Consider the following 18633-nt stretch of genomic DNA (forward strand, 5'->3'; position numbering starts at 1 on the left):
CCGTCGATGAGGAGGCGCGTTGTCGTTGCTTGCGGAGCTGGACGGCTGGATCGGGGAAGCCGCGAAACGGCATGGCGTTCCCGGGGCGGCGGTGGCCGTCGGGCATCGGGGTGAGCTGGCCGAGGCGGCCACCGGCGTGGTCAATGTGGACACCGGGGTGGCCACCACGCCGGACACCCTCTTCCAGACCGGGTCGGTCGGCAAGATATGGACGGCCGTGCTGGTCATGCAGCTCGTCGCGGACGGGCTCGTCGAGCTCGACCAACCGGTTCGGCGCTATCTGCCCGAGTTCTCGGTCGTCGATCCGGAGGCCACCGAGACCGTGACCGTGCGGCATCTGCTGACGCACACCGGCGGCTTCGACGGCGACCTGTTCGAGGACACCGGGCGCGGGGACGACGCGCTGGACCGATACCTGGCTCACCTTGGCGGGCACGCGGAGCAGATCGCTCCGCCCGGCGCCCTCTTCTCGTACTGCAACTCCGGCTTCAGCGTGCTCGGGGCTCTGGTCGCCCGGCTGCGCGGCTCGACCTATGAGGCGGTCGTCCGCGAGCGGATCGTCGAGCCTCTGGGCGCGCGGCATGTTGCCCTGCTGGCCGAGGAGGCGATCCTCTTCCGGGCCGCGGCCGGTCACATCAACGGCAAGCTGACCCCGCAGTGGCAGCTGCCCCGCTCGATCGGGCCGGCCGGCGGCGCGCTCTTCGTGGCGCCGCGGGAACTGGTCCGCTTCGGGCGGCTGTTCCTCGACGATGGCCAGAGCGCGTTGGTGAAGGCGCAGCTCGACCTGCCGGGCGTTCCGGAACGAGGTGCGAAGCAGCGCGGGCTCGGTCCGATCCTGTACGACTGGGACGCCACCGCCGTCGTCGGCCACGACGGCGAAACGATGGGGCAAGCGACGCAGTGGCGGGTCGTGCCCGGTCACGATCTCGTCGTCGCGATGAGCGTCAACAGCTCCTCCTACCGGAGCTTCTTCGACGAGGTGCTCGACCGGATCGTCGGTGAGCTCACCGGTCTCACCGTCCCGGCCCGGCCGACGCCGCCGGTCCACCCACCGCAGCCCGGACCGGAACAGTTCGCGGGACGCTACCGGTACCCGCTGGCCACCTACGACGTGGTGGTCGCGGAGGACGGCTTCGACGTGACCTCCACCCCGCACGGGCTGGCCGCGCGGTTCGGCGACGTCGTGTCCACCGACCGGTACGTCGCCCTCGACGGGGACACCTTCATCACCGCGGAACCGGACGGCGGCTCCCACTCGACGCTCACGTTCCTCGAGGGTGGCCGCTATCTCTACGGCGGCCGGGTGGCCAAGCGGGTCAGTACCGGAACTGCCTGACCATCTGCTGGAGGTCGTCGCTGAGCCGGGTCAGGTCGGCCGCGGCCTCGTTCGTCGCGTGGGCGGCCCGGCGGTTCTCGTCGGCGACCTCCGTCACCTGGCTGATGCCGGAGCCGATCTGGAAGGCGCCGTCGGCGGCCGCCGTCAGGTCGGCCGCCATCCCGCTGGTGACCGCGCTCTGCTGTTCGACGGCCGAGGCGATCGTGGTCTGGAACTCGTTGATGCGGCCGATGATGCCGGCGATCGTCGTGATGGCGTCGACCGCCGTTCCGGTGTCGGCCTGGATGGCGGCCACCCGCTGGCCGATGTCCTCGGTGGCCTTCGTGGTCTCCTGGGCCAGGTCCTTCACCTCGCCCGCGACCACCGCGAAGCCCTTGCCGCTCTCCCCGGCCCGGGCCGCCTCGATCGTCGCGTTCAGGGCGAGCAGATTCGTCTGCTCGGCGATCGAGGTGATCACCCGGACCACGTCGCCGATCTCGGTCGAGGAGCGGCCCAGGCGGTTCATCAGCTCCTCGGCCGTGCTGGAGGCGCTGACCGCCTCGTGGGCGACGCTGGCCGCCTCGGCCGCGTTGACCGCGATCTCGCGGATCGCCGCCCCCATCTGTTCGGCTCCCGTGGCGACCGCTCCCACGCGGGCGTTGACCTCGTCGACCGCGCCACCGATCGAGTGGACCTCGCCCGACGTGCGGTCGGCGCCGTTGACCAGGGTGGACGACGCCTCCTGGAGGTGGCCGGCCCGGGTGGCCAGGGCGTCGCCGCCGCCGGCCAGGGCGCCCACCGCCGCGCGCATCTTCTCGGTGGCCCGGCCCAGCGCGCTGCCCATGTCGCCGAACTCGTTGCGGGTGTTGATGTCGGCCTTGCGGGTCAGGTCGCCCTCGGCCACCGCGTTCAGCACGTCGCGGAACTGCCGCAGCGGGCGGATGACGCCGTTGGCCATGAACAGGGCGAGCAGGACGGCCACGATCAGGCCGACGGTGAGCACGACCAGGACGACCACGCGGGCCGCGTTGTAGTTGTCCTCGGCGTGGGTCAGAGCCGAGTCGGCCGCGGCCACGTTGACCGAGCTGAGCGTCTCCAGATATTCGAGCGACTCGACGACCTTCGGCGCCAGCTGGTTCTTGCGCAGCTCGTACCATTCGGCGGTCTTGCCGGCCGCCTGGAGCGTGTCGGCCTGACTCCGCAGGCCGAGATATTCGCCCCAGGCCGTGGCGAAGGAGTTGAGCGCGGTCAGCTGCTGGTCGTCGACGTCGCGCGCCTTGTAGGCGGTGATCGTCTCGTCGATGACGTCCTGGGCCGCGGTCATCCGCTTCTGGGCCGCCGTCTTCAGCTCGGCGTCGGCCGAGGTGGCGGCGGTGAGCGCCTCGAAGCGTACGGTCCAGACCTTCTCCCGGATCGTCGCCACGTCCCGCGAGGGCAGCAGCGCCTCGTAGTAGATGTTGCGGCCGCTCTCGGCGACGGTCGACATGCGGCTGAGGCTGAGCAGGCCGACCGCGATCGCCAGGATGCCGGTGAGCACCACGAGCAGGGTGAGGCTGGCGCGCACGCTGAGGTTGCCGACCAGACCGGAGATCCGAGACATATTCGGATCTTTACTGAGCGCCAGGGAAAATAACGGAGAAATCAGGAGTTGCTGTGCGCGAGCAGGCTCTCCACCACAGCGTCGATGCCGGCCAGCAGCGACAGGTGTCCCTCGCCGGGCAGCAGGTGGGCCTCGGCCCCGGGCACGTGGGTGGCCAGCCACTGCCCGTGCGCGGGCGGCACCATGCGGTCCTCGCCGCCCTGCCAGACCGCCACCGGCACCTTGATGTCCTCGACGCGGAAGCCCCAGTCGGACAGGAAGGCCAGGTCGTCCTCGCGCCAGCCGGCGATGCCGGCCGACACCGAATAACGCGACGACTCGGCCAGATAGTCGGCGAACTCGCCGGTCAGCGCGCCCTTGTCCACACCCGACAGCAGGTCGCCGAACGCCTCGGCCACGTCGGACCCGGTCACCCGGGCCAGGCCTTCGGCCATCTGGGTCAAAAGCCGATCGAGTTCCGGTACGCCCTGAGCGGCCGCCCCGAACTCGGCGATGTTCTCCTCGCCCATGCCGGCCTGCCAGTCGAGCCCCGGCGCCTGGTACGGGGCCACGCCCGCGATCAGGGCCGCGCCCAGGCACCGGCCGGGCAGCCGGGCCGCGCAGGCCAGCGCGTGCGGCCCGCCCCCGGACCAGCCGATGGTCACGAAATGCGCCGCCTCGAGCCCGTCGAGCAGCGCGGCCACGTCGCCCGCGACGTCGGCCACCCGCCGGCCCGGATGGGGCGACGACCCGGCGTATCCGGCCCGGCTCGGCATGATGATCCGCAGGCCGTGCCGGACCGCCGAGGCGAAGACCGGTTCGTAGCGCACCGCCCCCGACGGCGTGCCGTGGTGGAAGACCAGCGGCAGCCCGCCGGTCGGCCCCTCGACGAGGTATTCCATCGTGCGCCCGTCCGGCAGGTCGATTCGCTCCACATCCAGAACATACGCATCAAACGGCCGGAATGGGGCCCGCGGGGGACGGATCGCGGGCCCCAAAGGGAGAGGGTCAGTTCCGGATGATGGTGAAGGTGCTGGTGGGGTTCTCGATGTCCCGGTAGTTGTTGCTGAACTGGAGGTTGGTGAAGGTGGCGGAGCCGACCGCCGGGCCCTGCCCGGACTCGGGCATCGGGTTGGCCCAGATGCCGTATCCGGACTTGGCGTCGTAGGCGTCACCGCTGCGCTGGGCGCCGCTGATGGTCACGTTCGTGAAGACCGTGTCCTGGACGATGTTCTGCGGCTGCCCGCCCACGTAGTTGGTCTGGAACATGATTCCCGAGTACGTGGGGTCGACGATGTCGACGTTCGAGACCCGGATGCCCTGGAACACCTTCGACGCGCTGAACACCCAGATGGCCGGGAAGACCTGCGCGCCCCAGAAGTGACCGCCGGCCCGGACGATCGAGATGTTGTCGAAGACCGTCGGCGGGTTGGCCCCGAACCCGTTCATCGGATAGCCGAAGTCGAGCGAGCTGATGGTGATGCCCGAGTAGACCAGGGTGTCCGCGATGTAGATGTTCTTGAACGTGTTGGCGTAGCCGCCGTAGACCGCGATGCCCGCCGCGCGCCACGTCAGGATCGACGTCAGGTTGCTGTAGACATTGTTGATCTCGTCGGCGCCGCCGGCGTCGATCGCCGAGAACAGCGCGAAGCTGTCGTCGCCGGTGGCCCGGGCCTCGTTGTTGTCGACCAGGTTGCCGGTGCTGCCGTTGGTCATGTTGACGCCGTCGGCGAACGTGTTCCGGATCCGGGCGTTCTTGATGACCATGTTGTCGGTGTTGGCGCCCCAGTAGAGGCACACCACATGCTCGGCCCAGATGTTGTCGATCGTGATGTTGGCCGTGTTGGCGAAGTCGAAGACCTTGCCCGGCCCGTCGATCCGGATCGTGTAGTTGCCGAAGAACGCGAAGTCGGCGAACGTCGACCCGTTGGCCGTGCTGTCGGCCCGGAAGCCGGCGTCGGTCTCGCTCTGGGTGGACGGGGTGTAGAAGCGCGTGTACCAGGGGCCGGCCCCGACCACGCGGACCGACTTGCCGTACACCTGGAACTTGTTGGAGGTCTGGTAGTCACCGGCCGGAAGGTAGACGCCCAGCTTGGTGGTGTCCTGCCGGGCGGTGTCGAGCGCGTTCTGCACCGACTGCTGGTCGAAGCCGGCCGGCACCACGTACTTCGAGGCGTCCGGGTTTGCCTTGGGCGCGACCTGCTCCAGGTTGATGAAGTCGATCGCGATGGCGCCGCTGTTCGACGAGTCCTTCTGCAGCTTGATGGTGCTGCCGGCCGGGAACGAGCCGGTGAGCAGGATGTTCGCCTCGTCGTAGATGTGCCGCGGCCCGGTGCCCGAGTTCTGCGGCGCGGTCTCGTTGCCGTAGAGCCAGGCGTACTTGGAGGTCAGCGGCAGGGTCTTGTTGAGCGACCCGTTGACGTACACGTTGATCGAGCTGGTGGTGCCGTCCGGGATGGAGAACCGGGCGACCAGGGTGTTGGTGGCCGCGCGGGTGGTCCACTGGACGTACGCCCCGGTCTGGTTGAGCGTCACGGCCTTGCGGCCCGACGCCTCGCCCGCGAGGTCGCCGACGGTCCGGTTCGGGCCGACCACGGCCGCGCCGCCACCGGTCTGACCGTCCTCGGCCTCGTAGTAGTCGTACGGCATGTTGGCCCCGCGGCCCACGAAGAACGACTTCTCGCTGGTGTTGTTGGCCTGCTTGACCGGCAGCTCGTTGCCATCGTTGGCGACGACCGTACGGACCGTGTAGCGCCCGTTGACCGCGGTCCACGTGCCGAGGTTGATCGCCGGCGAGGAGGCGCCGGCCGCGAGCGTGCCGCTGTACGAGCCCGTCAGCGTCTTCACGACGGACGAGCCGTTCAGGATCGTCACGGTCACGCCGTGCGCCCCGGAGGCCGACGCCGCCGAGCCCTGGTTCTTGAGGGTGACCGAGAAGGTGGCCGTCTGCCCGGCCGTCGGGTTGCCCGGCGACCACGAAACCACCGAGGCGACCAGGTCGGAGCTGCTGACCGGGGTCACGGTCAGCGAGCCGGTGGCCGAGTTGTTGGCCTCGTTGGTCTCGAAGACCGTGTTGGCCTCGTCGACCTTGGCCACGACCTGGTACGTGCCGGCGTCGCGAGCGCCGATGGACGCGGTGACGGTGGCCGACGCGCCGCCGGCCAGAGCACCGACGTTGGCGGTGCCGACCTTGGTCGTACCCAGGTAGAAGTTGACGTTGGTGGCCGCGCTGGACACCGTGCCCGCGTTGCGCACGGTCGCCGACAGCGTGACCGTGTCGGTCTCGACCGGCGAGGCCGGCGAGGACGAGACGCCCGTGACCGTGAGGTCCGGATTCGGCGCCGCGGTGCCGATGACCTGGAGCTCGGCCACCTGGCCGCTCGGCGCGCCGCTGTTGGCGGTGAAGGAGAGGCGCAGGTCGGCGGTGGTCGCGCTGACCGGGATGGTCACGCTGTTGCCACTGGCGGGATTGAAGGTGTACGCCGCCGCGCCGGCGATGGTCGTGTAGGACGACGAGCTCTGGTCGCGACCGAGGATCGCGAACGTCTGCTGCCGGGTGCCCCACGAGCTGTCCGGGTTGAGCTTGACCACGACCGACGACACGGCCGCGTTCGCGCCGAGCTTGACCGTCAGCGTGGCCGGATAGCCGCTGCCCTCCCAGTAGGTGGCGGTGTTGTCGTCGTTAGCGTTGGTGGCCACGAAGGTGTGCACCACCGACGACGCCTCGATCGGCTTGCCCACGGCCAGGTTGCTGCCCGGCGTGGACGTGCCGTTACGGGTCACCGTGTTGCTCGCGGCCGACACGTTGCCCGCGGCGTCCTTGGCCCGCACCTGGTACGAGACGGTCGCGCTCGCCGGCTGCGTGTCGGTGTAGGTCAGGACGCTGCCGGCGACGCTGGTGCGCAACACGCCGTTGGCGTACACGTCGTACCCCGTGACGCCGACGTTGTCGGACGACGCGCCCCAGGTGAGCCGGATCTGGCCGGTGGCCGGCTGCGTGTAGGCGAGGTTGCCCGGAGCGGACGGCGCCTGCGTGTCGGCGCCGGACACCGGCCCGTACACCTCGAGCTCGGAGATCTGACCGGCCGACCAGCCGGTGTTGCCGGTGATGCTCAGCCGGACGAAGCGGGCCGCGGCCGCGGTGAAGTCGATGGTCACGGTGTTGCCGGTGGCCGGGTTGAAGACGTAGCCGGCACTGGCCTTGAGCGTGCTGAACGAGGATCCGTCGGTGCTGCCCTGGACGGTCAGGGTCTGCGTGCGGGTCGCCCAGGCGCTGGCCGGGGGCAACTTGAGCACGGCCTGGTTGACCTGCGTGGCCGTGCCGAGGTCGACCTGGAGCCACTGCGGGAAGGCGTTGTTGTTGCTCTCCCAGTACGAGTTGGCGTTGCCGTCACCGGCGTTGCCGGCCGGGTAGACGTCGGTGTAGCTGCTGGCGCTGAACGTCTTGCCGGCGGCCAGGTTGGGGCCGGCGGCGCTGGCGGGGGAAGGTGCGATGAGGACGGTGGCGACGAGGCCGGTCGCCGCTAAGGCGGCCAGGAGCCGTTTCTTCATCTCGGGAGCGAACCTTTCATCCGTGAAAGGCCCCCTTCTTCTGCTCGCCGGTGGCTGCCGAGGGGGTGGATCCCCCGGCAGCCGACCGCCGGGGATTTAGCGCAGGCGCAGCCAGACGGCGGTATCCGGGGGGAGGCGGTCACCGTCGAGAGGGCCACTGGCGAGCAGAAGGGTCTCGTGGTCCGGCAGGGCGATCGGGGCGCCGGACATGTTGACGACGCAGGCGAACCTGTCGCCGCGGGTGTAGGCGAGCACGTTCTCGCCCGCGTCGATCCAGGCCATGGCCGGCTGGTGCAGCCCGGCCTCGGCGCGGCGCAGGGCGATGGCCGACCGGTAGAGCTCCAGCATCGAGCTCGGGTCGCCGGTCTGTGCCTGTGCGGTCCGGTCCTTCCACTCGGCCGGCTGGGGAAGCCAGGGGGTGCCGGTGGTGAAGCCGAACGGCTCGGTGTCGCCCGTCCAGGGCAGCGGCACCCGGCAGCCGTCACGGCTGTGCCCGCGCCGGCCCCACATCGGGTCCTGGTACTGCTCGGGCGGGATGTTCTCGTTCTCCCAGAGGCCGAGCTCCTCACCCTGATAGATGTAGGTGGCGCCGGGCAGCGAGAGCGACAGCAGGGCGGCGGCCCGGGCCCGGCGGGTGCCCAGCTCGAGGTCGACCGGGGTGCCGTCGAGGTTGTTGTCGAAGCTGAAGGTGGTGTCCTGGCGGCCGTAGCGGGTGACGTGCCGGGTGACGTCGTGGTTGGACAGCACCCAGGTGGCCGGGGCGCCGATCGCCTCGTGCGCGTGCAGGGTGCGGTCGACGCACTCGCGCATCAGCGCCGGGTCCCAGGCGCAGCCGAGGAAATCGAAGTTGAAGGCCGCGTGCAGCTCGTCCGGGCGCAGGTAGTTCGCGAACCGCTCCACCTCCGGCATCCAGACCTCGCCGATCAGGGCGCGGTCGCCGCCGTACTCGTCGGCGACGCGGCGCCAGGCCCGGTACACGTCGTGCACGCCGTCAAGGTCGTGGAAGGGATGGGGCTCGCCCTGGCGTACCTCGGGAAGGCTTGTGTCCTTGAGAAGCAGGGCCGCCGAGTCGATGCGGATGCCGTCGACGCCGCGGTCGAACCAGAAGCGCAGGATGCTCTCGAACTCGGCCCGCACGTCGGGGTGGTCCCAGTTGAGGTCGGGCTGCTCGGGGGTGAACAGGTGCAGGTACCACTGGCCGTCGGGGACCCGGGTCCAGGTGGTGCCGCCGAACTCGCCGACCCAGTCGGTGGGCATCTCGTCGCCGTTCGGCCCCCGCCCCGGACGGAACCAGAAGTAGTCGCGCTCCTTCGCGTCCGGCGAGGCCAGGGCCGCCTTGAACCACGGGTGCTCGCTGGAGATGTGGTTCGGGACGATGTCGACGATCATCCGGATGCCGGCCGCGTGCGCCTCGGAGACCAGCGCCTCGGCCTCGGCCAGCGTGCCGAAGGCGGGGTCGATGTCGCGGAAGTCGGCCACGTCGTAGCCGGCGTCGGCCATCGGGGACGGGTACCAGGGGCTCATCCAGATCGCGTCGACGCCCAGGTCGGCCAGGTGTCCCAGGTGGGCCCGGATGCCCGCGATGTCGCCCACGCCGTCGCCGTCCGCGTCGGCGTAGCTGCGCGGATAGACCTGGTAGATCACCGCGTCGCGCCACCACTGGGAGTCTTGGTGAGACACTTTTTGCCCGCTTTCTGTGCATGCAGGGTCCGACGGCCGTTGATCCCAGCCGCCCGTTGTCCGTTTTGTGAGGATTAGCCCTTGAGGCTGCCGGTCGTCAAGCCGGACATGATGTTCCGCTGGAAGATCAGGAAGATGATCACGGTCGGGATCGCGGCGATGACCGAGGCGGCGATCACCACGTTCTGCGGGGTGCCGCCGGCGAAGGCGTAGATGCCGACGCTGAGCGTGCGCGTCTCCGGTGACGGCATGACCAGCTTGGGCCAGAGGAAGTCCTTCCAGACCGCGGTCACCGCGAAGATCGACACCACGCCGAGGATGGGCCGCGACATCGGCAGGATGATCGACCACAGCGTGCGCAGCGGCGACGCGCCGTCCACCTGGGCCGCGGCGATCAGATCCTCGGGGATCGAGTCGAAGAACCGCTTGAGCAGGAAGATGTTGAACGCGTTGGCGACCAGCGGCAGCCAGATCGCCCACGGCGAGTCGAGCAGGTTGACGTGGATGATCGGCAGGTCGATCACCGTCACGTACTGCGGGACGATCAGCACCATGGCCGGGATCATCAGGGTGGCCAGCATCGCGGCCAGGATGACGTTGCCGAAGGCGGGCCGCAGCTTCGACAGGGCGTACGCCGCCGCGGTGTCGAAGACCAGTTGGAAGAAGACCGCGCCGGCCGCGTAGTAGAAGGTGTTGAACATGAGCTTGCCCAGCTCGAGGTTGTTCCACGCGTCGGCGTAGTTCTGCGACTCGGGATCGCGCGGCCACAACGTGGGCGGCGTCTGCGCGATCTCCTGGCCCGACTTGAAGGCGCCGGTGACCATCCAGTAGAGCGGCCCGAGGAACACCAGGGTGAACCCGAGGACCACGACGCCGAGGACCGCCCAGTAGAGGAACCGGCCGCGGCCCCGCCGGAGCTGCGCCTGCGAGATGAGGGTACGGGTCATCGTCTCAGTCCTGTTTCGTGGTCAGTCGCACGTAGACCGCGCTGAAGGCGGCCAGCACCAGCAGCATGATCACGCCGAGCGCGGCGGCGCCGTTGAGGTCGTTCTGGAAGAAGCCGTGCTGGTAGATCAGGTAGGCCACCGAGGTCGCCGAGTCCTGCGTGCCGGCGCCGTTGGCCAGGATCAGCGGCTCGATGAACAGCTGCATGGTGGCGACGATCTGGAGCATCGCCAGCAGGGCCAGGATGAGCCGGGTCTGCGGGATCGTCACGTTCCAGACGCGGCGCGCGATTCCCGCGCCGTCCAGCTCCGCGGCCTCGTACAACTCACCCGGAATATTCTGCAGTGAGGCGAGATAGATGAGGACCGCGCCGCCCATGTTCATCCAGGTCGACGCGATGACCATGGCCGGGATGGTCATGCTCGGCGACTGCATCCACTCCGAGGTGGGCAGGTGGAGGAACTTGAGGATGGCGTTGAACAGGCCGGCTTCGCTCGGGTCGTACGCGTAGTACTTGAACAGGAAGAGCGCGGAGGCCGGCGGCAGCATCACCGGCAGGTAGACCAGGACCCGCAGATAGCCCTTGAAGTGCCGGAACTCGTTGAGCAGGATCGCCACGAAGAACGGCAGCAGATAGCCCAGGACCAGGGCCAGCAGGGTGAAGACGAACGTGTTCTTCCAGGCGGTCCAGAAGCTCGGGTCGGCGATGATGCGGGTGTAGTTGTCCCAGCCGACCCAGGTCGTCTCGCCGCGGCGGGTGCGCTGGAAGCTCATCACGATGCCGCGGATCATCGGGAACCACATGAAGAGGGCGAAGCAGACGACCGCCCCGATCAGGAACGCGTGCCCGGTGAGGTTGTCTTTTAAGCGGCGGCCTCGTTTTGAGGGTGCTTTGGCGGCGGCGGGGCTCTGCTGCCTGGTCTTACTCGGCGCAGTCATGATCGCCAAGGAAAGCTCCTGCTTGGTCGGTGTACGGGGGCCTCGCGGCCCCCGTACACGGTGGATCAACTACCGGCGGCCTGGAGCTGGTTGACCTTGGTCTCGGCCGTCTTGAGCAGCTCGTCGATGTTGGCGTTCGGGTTGGTCAGCACGCCCGACATCGCCGAGTCGAGCACCGCGTAGATCGCCTGCGCGTTGCGCGGCTCACCCTTGATCGCGACCGGGTTCTCCTCGAAGGGCGCGAAGTTGGCCGTGTCGAGGTTGGCGTTGGCCTTACGCAGATCGAGCTCCTGCTTCTGGGCCTCGCTGCCGTTGGTGAACAGCAGCGGCTGGGGCAGGCCGACCGGGTAGTTCTGCGGCTTGGCCCGGGCGTAGTCGAACTGGCCCTTGCCCGGGGTCAGCTTCTGGTACGCCAGCCACTTCAGACCGGCCTTGACCTGGTCGTCGGTGAGGCCCTTCTTGAAGAAGTAGCCCTCGCCGCCGCCGAGCGTCGCCTTGGCCGCGCCGTCCTGGCCGGGCATCGGGCCCATGGCCCAGTCCTCGTACTTGCCCTGGAACTGGCTGACGATGGCCTGGGTCGAGTCGGGCGCGCCGATGAACATGCCGACCTTGCCGGCGCCGGCGTTGGTCAGCAGGTCGCCCCACTGGAGCAGCTGGCGGCTGCCCATGCTGTTGTCGCCGTAGCGCATGTCCTTGAGGTTCTGCAGGACCTGCTTGCCCTGGGCGTTGTTGAAGTCGGCCTTCTTGCCGTCCTCGCTCAGGACCTGGCCACCCTGCGAGTAGATCTCGGCGGTGAAGTGCCAGCCGCCGGTGTTGCCGGCGCTGTACTCGGAGAAGCCGGCGATGCCGCCGCCGAGAGCGGAGATCTTCTTGGCCGCCGTACGCACCTCGGCCCACGTCTTGGGCGGAGCCGCCGGGTCGAGGCCCGCCTTCTTGAACAGCGCCTTGTTGTAGACCAGGCCCATCGAGTAGTTCTTCACCGGCACGGCGTACAGCTTGCCGCCGTCGGTGAAGACCTCCTTGAGCGCCGGGTCGACGCTGTCCCAGGTCGGAATGGTGTCCTTGTTCGCCAGCGACGTGATCTCCATGGCCTGACCGGAGTCGAGCACCTGCGACAGGTCGGTCATATATCCGTAGAAGACGTCCGTCATCGTGCCGCCGGCCAGGCGGGCGGTGAAGTCCGGCGGGTTGTTGCACTGCTCGCCGACGCTGACGCTCTTGATGGTGATGTCGGGGTTGTCCTTCTCGAACGCCGCGACATCCGCGTTCCAGTTGGCCAGCAGCTCCTTCTGGGCGCCGACGGGCTGGCAGTCGACGGTGATCGTGGTCTTGCCGGCGGCGTCGGTCCCGGAGTCGTCGTCGCCCTTCGTGGAGCAACCCACCAGACTGCTGAGCCCCAGGCCGGTCGCGAGCGCCAGGGCCGCGACCTTCCGGTACTGCGGTGTGGACATCTGTCCATCCCTTCGGGAACGGGTGTATCCATGGCTATCGATAAGTTGCATGTGCGGGAAGTGAGTGGAGTCACTGTAACTAGGCCGACCTGTTTCGGCAAGGTTTCGATCGTTCACTGAAAAAACACGACTGCAAGACCGGCAGATGTCGAGATTGTGAGCCCAGACACTTCCGGGCACACAAAAGGGCGAGCCCTCACGGGCTCGCCCTTCTCAGTTCTCGAGTTTCAGCGCTTGGCCGGCGCCGTCGACCCCCGCACGACCAGCTCGGGCTCGAAGAGCAGCTCGTCCGGCTCGACGCCGCTGCCCTCGATCTGGTTGACCAGCAGGTCGACCGCGGCCTGCCCCATCATCTCGATCGGCTGGCGCACCGTCGTCAGCGGCGGATCGGTGCAGGTCATCAGGGCCGAATCATCGAAGCCGACCACCGACACGTCGGCCGGCACGTCGAGCCCCAGCCGGCGCGCGGCCCGGATCGACCCGAGCGCCAGCACGTCGCTCGCGCAGATCATGCCGGTCACGCCGCGCTCGATCAGCTTGGCCGCGGCCAGGCGGGCGCTCTCCATCGAGAAGTTGGTGCGCTCGACGAACCAGTCCTCACCCTCGGACCCGGCGATCTTCACCAGCGCCCCCAGCTTGCGGCGCGACGGCATGTGGTCCTCCGGCCCCATCACCATGCCCACGCGCTCGTGACCCAGGGACTTCAGATGGCCGTACGCCTGCTCGACCGCCACCGCGTCGTCGGTGGAGATGTGCGGGAAGCCCAGGTCGTTGACGCCGGCGTTGACCATGACGACGGGCATCCGCCGGTCGGTCAGCGCCTTGTAGTGCCCGTGCTCGGCCTCGGCCAGCGCATAGGACCCACCGGCGAACACCACACCGGAGACCTGGTGGTCGAGGAGCATCTCGATGTAGTCACGCTCGGGCACGCCACCGATGGTCCGGGCACACAGGGCCGGGGTGAACCCGCGCTGAGCGAGCGAGGCGGTCACCACCTCGGCCAGCGCCGGGAAGATCGGGTTCTGCAGTTCGGGCAGCACCAGCCCGACTAGCCGCCCCCGCTCCCCCCGCAGCTTGGTGGGCCGCTCATAGCCCAGGACATCGAGCGCCGTCAGCACCGACGCGCGGGTGGCCTCGGAGACGCCGCTGCGCCCGTTGAGCACCCGGCTGACGGTCGCCTCGCTGACGCCCGCCTTCTTGGCCACTTCGGCCAGACGTTTGGTCACGCCCGACAGCCTACGTCAGCAGCCTGCAATTTCTGAACGGGCGCTTGCAGATTTTTCAGCCCATGACGTCGAGAATTTCAGATCCCGTCATCGAACGAGTCGATCATGTTTCGAGATTGTTGCGCCGCGTATCGGCTTCTTCCGACGTGAAGCGGTTAAGTGATCGCTCTCCGCGACGAATGAGCAGTCATCTCTTACACCACGGTTCCATAACGCCCGTCCGCCGAAAACCAGCGCACGGCCACCTCGCCCATGCGCCACCATGGCGCGGTGACCGAGACCGCGCTCTCCTCCGACGAGATCATGCGCCGAGCCGCGAACCGGGGCGGCGAGGCCCTCGACGCCCTCCTGCCGGCCCTGGCCGACGGGCGGGTCGAGCCGGCCGAGCTCGTCCACCGCCCAAGGCTGCTGGCCGACCTCGACATCCGTTCCCGCCGGGCGTATGGGCACTCACCGGTTCTCGTCCCCGAGTCCTTTTTCCTCGACCGTCCGTCTCCGCTCACCGCCGCCCTGGCCACCATGAGCCGCGACGGCCGAGTCCGAGAGCGCGCGGTCGTCGCACTGGCCCGGCCGGGCGCCGCGGCCGTGTTCCTGTCCTTCATCGTGCTGCGTTGCGGCGATTGGGTTTCCCAGGTCCGGGAGCCCGCCCGAGTCGCCGTCGCGGAGCTCCTCGCGTCGGATCTCGCTCGTCATCTGCCCCTCGCGCTGCCCATGGCCGCCTATACAGCCGCGCGCCATCGGGGCGGCTGGGTGATGACGCGCCTGCGGCAGGCGCTCGCTGAACGCTTCGACGAGCTCGGGCGCGTCCTGGTCCGGTCGCGCGACCAGCGCGAGCGACGTCTCGCCTTCGAGGTGGGGGCCGACCTCGGGCGTTGGACCCACGACGAGCTCGTGCACTTCGCCGTGCACGCGAAGGACCCGCTCATCCGGCTGCGCGGCGTCGACGCCGTCAGCGCCACCGCCGACGTCGCCGCGCTCCGGCTCCTCGTGCGGTCGCGTTACTCCGGCGTGCGCCTCAGCGCGCTGGTGGGCCTGGCCCGGCTAAGCCTCGACGACGAGGTGGCCGCCCTCGTGGACGACCCGGCCCCATTGGTCCGGGCCTACGCTCGGAGCCGGGCCACCGACCCCGTCGCCCACTACCGCGCCGCGGTCGCCGCCGGCCCCACCCCCGCGACCGTCGCCGGCCTCGGCGAGGTGGGCCACTACGCCGACGAGGCCCGGCTGACGCCGCTGCTCTCGCACCACGACCCGCGCATCCGGGCCGCCGCCGTGCGGGCCCTGGCCGCCGTCGACAGCCTGCCCGTCCCGGCGGTCACCGCCCTTCTGCGCGACCTGTCACCGACGGTCGTCCGGGAGGCTGCGAACGCCCTGCGCGGACGCCACCTGTCCGGGGACCTCTGGCTCCTGCTCGCAGAACCCCGCGTGGAGGTGCGCCGCGGCGCCTACCGCGTGCTGACCGGGGGCGACCTCCGCACCCGGCTGCGCGCCGCCCTGCTGCTGGCTGCCGACGCCGACCCCGGCCTGGCCCGCCGCGGCCATGCCGACGCCGGCCGCTTGGTCCGCCACGGCCTGGCCGGGCTCGGCCACTACCAGCATGACCTCTCCGCCGGCGACCGCGCCGAACTGGCCGGCCTGGCCGCCCGCCTCTCCCCATACCTGGCCGACGGTGTCCGCGCCCTGCGCTGAACGCAGGGGGCCGTCGGAAGACGCCGATCACGCGGAATGACGGACGGACCGGGGCCGACGATGAGACCGTGGAGGTGCAAGGGGAGGCGCGATGACCGATGCGGATCAGCGGCTCGCCGGAGATCTGGCGAGCGCCACCGAGGCGGCGGTGCGTGCTGCGCGGGCCGCCGCCTCGGTGATCGAGCGGCTGGCCGCCGGCAGCGCCGAGATCGAGCAGGTCGTGCAGCTCATCGCCACCATAGCCAAGCAGACCAACCTTCTCGCCCTCAACGCCACCATCGAGGCCGCCCGGGCCGGCGAGGCCGGTAAGGGCTTCGCTGTCGTCGCCGGCGAGGTGCAGCAGCTGGCCAGCCAGACCGCCACCGCCACCAACCGGATCGACGCCGAGGTCGAGGGCATCCGCACCGGCACCGCGACCGCGGTCGAAGCTGTCGAGAAGACGATCGCCGAGCTGGAACGTTGCCGGAAAATGATCAGCGGTTAAATGGAGCCATGGCGAAGAAGACGACCACCGCGTGCCCGTGCGGGCGCGGCCTGCCGTACGCGGAATGCTGCGAGCCGATCCACCGGGGCGGCAAGCCGGCCACGGCCGAGGCGTTGATGCGGTCACGGTTCTCCGCTTTCGCCCGCGACGACGAGGCGTACGTGCTCAGCTCCTGGCATCCCAAGACCCGCCCGGAGCGCATCGATCCCGACCGGCACCTGCGCTGGACCGGCCTGGAGATCCTCGAGACGGAGCGGGGCGGCATGTTCGACGCCGAGGGGATCGTCGAGTTCCGGGCCCACTACACCGATCGCGGCAAGCCCGGCGACATGGTCGAGCGGAGCCGTTTCGTCCGCCACGACGGTCAGTGGGTGTACTGGGGTCCGATCCTTACCAACGGGTCACTCGCCAATGTCTGAGGTCGTGTGATTCCCTTCAGGGATGGCACCTGACCAGCGACCGATGGAGGACGGCATCGTCCGTGACTTCAAGGTCAACCTTTCGTACGGCCGCTATCTGCACCTGGACGAGATCCTCGGCGCTCAGCACCCGGTCAGCGTCCCCGAGCACCACGACGAGCTGCTGTTCATCCTGCAGCACCAGACCTCCGAGCTCTGGCTCAAGCTGGTGCTGCACGAGCTGCGCGCCGTCCAGCGCCATCTGGCCAAGGACGATCTGCGCCCGGCCCTGAAGGGCCTGGCCCGGGTCAAACACATCCAGCGCACCCTCACCGAGCAGTGGTCGGTGCTGGCCACGCTCACCCCGAGCGAATACTCCGAGTTCCGTTCCTTCCTCGGCACGTCGTCGGGCTTCCAGTCGTACCAGTACCGCGCGGTCGAGTTCATGCTCGGCAACAAGGACCGCCGCATGCTGTCGCTCTTCGACGACGACCAGACGGCCCGCGACCTGCTCGTCGAGGCCCTCGAGACCCCCAGCGTGTACGACGAGTTCCTGCGCTACCTGTCGCGTCACGGCCACGACATCCCGGCCGAGCAGCTGCACCGCGACGTCGCCGACCCGCACCACTTCGACGAGGACCTCGTGCCGGTCTTCGTGCGCATCTACAGCGACCCGGAGCGCTTCTGGGAGGCGTACGAGGCCTGCGAAGAACTTGTCGATCTGGAGGAGAACTTCCAGCTCTGGCGTTTCCGCCACCTCAAGACGGTCGAGCGCACGATCGGCTTCAAACGGGGCACGGGCGGGTCCAGCGGCGTCGATTTCCTGCGCAAGGCGCTGGATCTGACGTTCTTTCCCGAGCTGTACGCCGTACGTACCGAGATCGGAGCCACAAGTTGACCGACCCTCTCCCCCTGGACGCGGCCGACCCGCTGGCGCACTTCCGCGACCGCTTCCTCCCGGCCGACGGCCTGGCCTCCTATCTGGACGGCAACTCGCTCGGCCGGCCGCTGGCGGCCACGGCCGAGTTGATGGACGAGTTCATCCGTACGCAATGGGCGAACCGCTTGATCCAGGGTTGGACCGACGGCTGGCTGGAGTGGCCGATCACGCTGGGCGACCGCCTGGGCGCGATCGCCCTGGGCGCCGCCCCGGGCCAGGTGGTGGTGGCCGACTCGACGACGGTGCTGATCTACAAGCTGGCCCGGGCCGCGGTGGACGCCCGCCCCGGCCGCCGCCGGGTGGTGCTGGACACGGACAACTTCCCCACCGACCGGTACGTGCTGGAGGGCATAGCGGCCGAGCGTGGCCTGGAGCTGGTGTGGATTCCGACGGATCCCGTTGCCGGTGTCGAGCCGGCGCAGGTTGCGGAGGTGGTCGACGAGCGCACGGCCCTGGTCCTGTTCAGCCACGTGGCGTACCGCTCGGGCTGGCTGGCCGACATCGAGGAGATCAACCGGATCGCCCACGAGGCGGGCGCCCTGACCATGTGGGACCTGTGCCATTCGGCCGGCTCGGTGCCGATCGCCCTGGACGCGTGGGGCGTCGACCTGGCCGTGGGCTGCACGTACAAATACCTGAACGGCGGACCGGGCGCGCCCGCGTTCGCTTTCATGAGGGCCGACCTGCTCGACGAGCTCCACCAACCGATCCAGGGCTGGATGGGCCACCGGGCGTCGTTCGAGATGGGCCCGGGTTACGAGCCCGCGAAGGGTTCGAGATCCCTGCTCAGCGGCACCCCGCCCATCTTGGCCATGGTCCCGCTGCACGCCAACCTGGACGTCCTGGAGGAGGCCGGTATAGAGGCCGTACGGGAAAAGTCCCTGCTCCTGACCTCGTACGTCCTAGACCTGGCCGACGAGTGGCTGACGCCGAGGGGCGTCGAGGTGGTCAGCCCGCGTACCCCTGCCCGCCGGGGCGGCCACATCACGTTGAAGCGCCCCGGCTTCGAACAGCTCCTGGAGCCCCTCTGGTCGGCGGGAGTGATCCCCGACTACCGCCGCCCCGACGGCTTGCGCATCGGCCCGGCCCCGCTGAGCACCAGCTTCGCCGAGGTCCACCACGGCCTGTCAGTCCTGCGCGACCTCCTGTGACCCGCCCTCTGACCGCCGACTCCATCTGGTGGGCGGGCCACCTCCACATCGGAGCCGCCCTCCACCGGTGCGGCACCATGCGGCCGCCCCAAGACGGCGCCATCCCGCGCTCCGCCACGGCCCCACATCCAGACATTTACGATTTGCGCCCAGCCCCTTCTCCTTCCGATCCATCCCGCCCCACTCCATCCCGCCCCACTCCACCCCGTTCCCCCCAACCGGATATTTCGGATTTGTCGCCTGGAAGGAGCACTGGCGCGGCGCACGAAGCCGGCGCAGCACACGAAG

14 protein-coding genes are annotated in these 18633 nt (G+C 69.3%); 6 read left to right on the plus strand and 8 right to left on the minus strand.

The genetic code is table 11. The features are described from left to right. Window positions 1-19 precede the first annotated feature (19 nt). A complete protein-coding gene (locus tag ACFY36_RS19860) occupies window positions 20-1336 on the plus strand; it encodes a serine hydrolase domain-containing protein (protein ID WP_499747434.1) in 1317 nt (438 codons plus the stop codon). Here the strand turns inward: ACFY36_RS19860 and ACFY36_RS19865 are convergent. The 8 genes from ACFY36_RS19865 to ACFY36_RS19900 all read right to left on the minus strand — a co-directional run bounded on the left by ACFY36_RS19865 (window position 1317) and on the right by ACFY36_RS19900 (window position 13686). After that, entirely contained in the window at window positions 1317-2915 is a 1599-nt protein-coding gene (locus ACFY36_RS19865) for a methyl-accepting chemotaxis protein (RefSeq protein ID WP_499747435.1), read from the minus strand. The two genes, ACFY36_RS19860 and ACFY36_RS19865, sit on opposite strands and share 20 nt — an antisense overlap. A gap of 41 nt (window positions 2916-2956) precedes the next feature. Beyond that, a complete protein-coding gene (locus ACFY36_RS19870) occupies window positions 2957-3829 on the minus strand; it encodes an alpha/beta fold hydrolase (RefSeq protein ID WP_499747436.1) in 873 nt (290 codons plus the stop codon). Window positions 3830-3902: 73 nt separating this feature from the next. After that, the gene (locus ACFY36_RS19875; protein WP_499747437.1) at window positions 3903-7445 is read right to left on the minus strand and encodes a discoidin domain-containing protein; all 3543 of its coding nucleotides are present in this window, start codon (window positions 7443-7445) and stop codon (window positions 3903-3905) included. A 96-nt stretch (window positions 7446-7541) separates the two neighbouring features. Beyond that, window positions 7542-9125, minus strand: coding sequence for a glycoside hydrolase family 13 protein (locus ACFY36_RS19880; protein ID WP_499747438.1), 1584 nt, complete (start codon window positions 9123-9125; stop codon window positions 7542-7544). A 74-nt stretch (window positions 9126-9199) separates the two neighbouring features. Then, window positions 9200-10072 (minus strand): carbohydrate ABC transporter permease, encoded by an 873-nt coding sequence (locus ACFY36_RS19885; protein ID WP_499747439.1) that lies wholly within the window; start codon window positions 10070-10072, stop codon window positions 9200-9202. A 4-nt stretch (window positions 10073-10076) separates the two neighbouring features. Continuing rightward, window positions 10077-11018, minus strand: a complete 942-nt coding sequence (locus ACFY36_RS19890) for a carbohydrate ABC transporter permease (protein ID WP_499747440.1) — start codon at window positions 11016-11018, stop codon at window positions 10077-10079. 56 nt (window positions 11019-11074) lie between these two features. Beyond that, window positions 11075-12460 (minus strand): ABC transporter substrate-binding protein, encoded by a 1386-nt coding sequence (locus ACFY36_RS19895; protein WP_499747441.1) that lies wholly within the window; start codon window positions 12458-12460, stop codon window positions 11075-11077. Window positions 12461-12687: 227 nt separating this feature from the next. Continuing rightward, on the minus strand, window positions 12688-13686 hold the full coding sequence (locus ACFY36_RS19900) for a LacI family DNA-binding transcriptional regulator (protein ID WP_499747442.1): 999 nt from the start codon (window positions 13684-13686) through the stop codon (window positions 12688-12690). A gap of 270 nt (window positions 13687-13956) precedes the next feature. Between ACFY36_RS19900 and ACFY36_RS19905 the strand changes: the two genes are divergently transcribed. From ACFY36_RS19905 to kynU, 5 genes are all read left to right on the plus strand, one after another. Further along, window positions 13957-15372, plus strand: a complete 1416-nt coding sequence (locus tag ACFY36_RS19905) for a HEAT repeat domain-containing protein (RefSeq protein ID WP_499747443.1) — start codon at window positions 13957-13959, stop codon at window positions 15370-15372. Between the two features lie 91 nt (window positions 15373-15463). Continuing rightward, a complete protein-coding gene (locus ACFY36_RS19910; RefSeq protein ID WP_499747444.1) occupies window positions 15464-15856 on the plus strand; it encodes a methyl-accepting chemotaxis protein in 393 nt (130 codons plus the stop codon). Window positions 15857-15864: 8 nt separating this feature from the next. After that, window positions 15865-16275 (plus strand): YchJ family protein, encoded by a 411-nt coding sequence (locus tag ACFY36_RS19915; protein WP_499747445.1) that lies wholly within the window; start codon window positions 15865-15867, stop codon window positions 16273-16275. A 43-nt stretch (window positions 16276-16318) separates the two neighbouring features. Next, complete coding sequence (locus tag ACFY36_RS19920; protein WP_499747446.1) at window positions 16319-17152, plus strand: tryptophan 2,3-dioxygenase; 834 nt, start codon at window positions 16319-16321, stop codon at window positions 17150-17152. Continuing rightward, window positions 17149-18345 (plus strand): kynureninase, encoded by a 1197-nt coding sequence (kynU, locus tag ACFY36_RS19925; RefSeq protein WP_499747447.1) that lies wholly within the window; start codon window positions 17149-17151, stop codon window positions 18343-18345. Before ACFY36_RS19920 ends, kynU begins: the two co-directional genes overlap by 4 nt. Window positions 18346-18633 lie beyond the last annotated feature (288 nt).

Origin of the sequence: Actinoplanes sp. NPDC000266, assembly GCF_042899005.1 — a bacterium.
Lineage (GTDB): Bacteria > Actinomycetota > Actinomycetes > Mycobacteriales > Micromonosporaceae > Actinoplanes.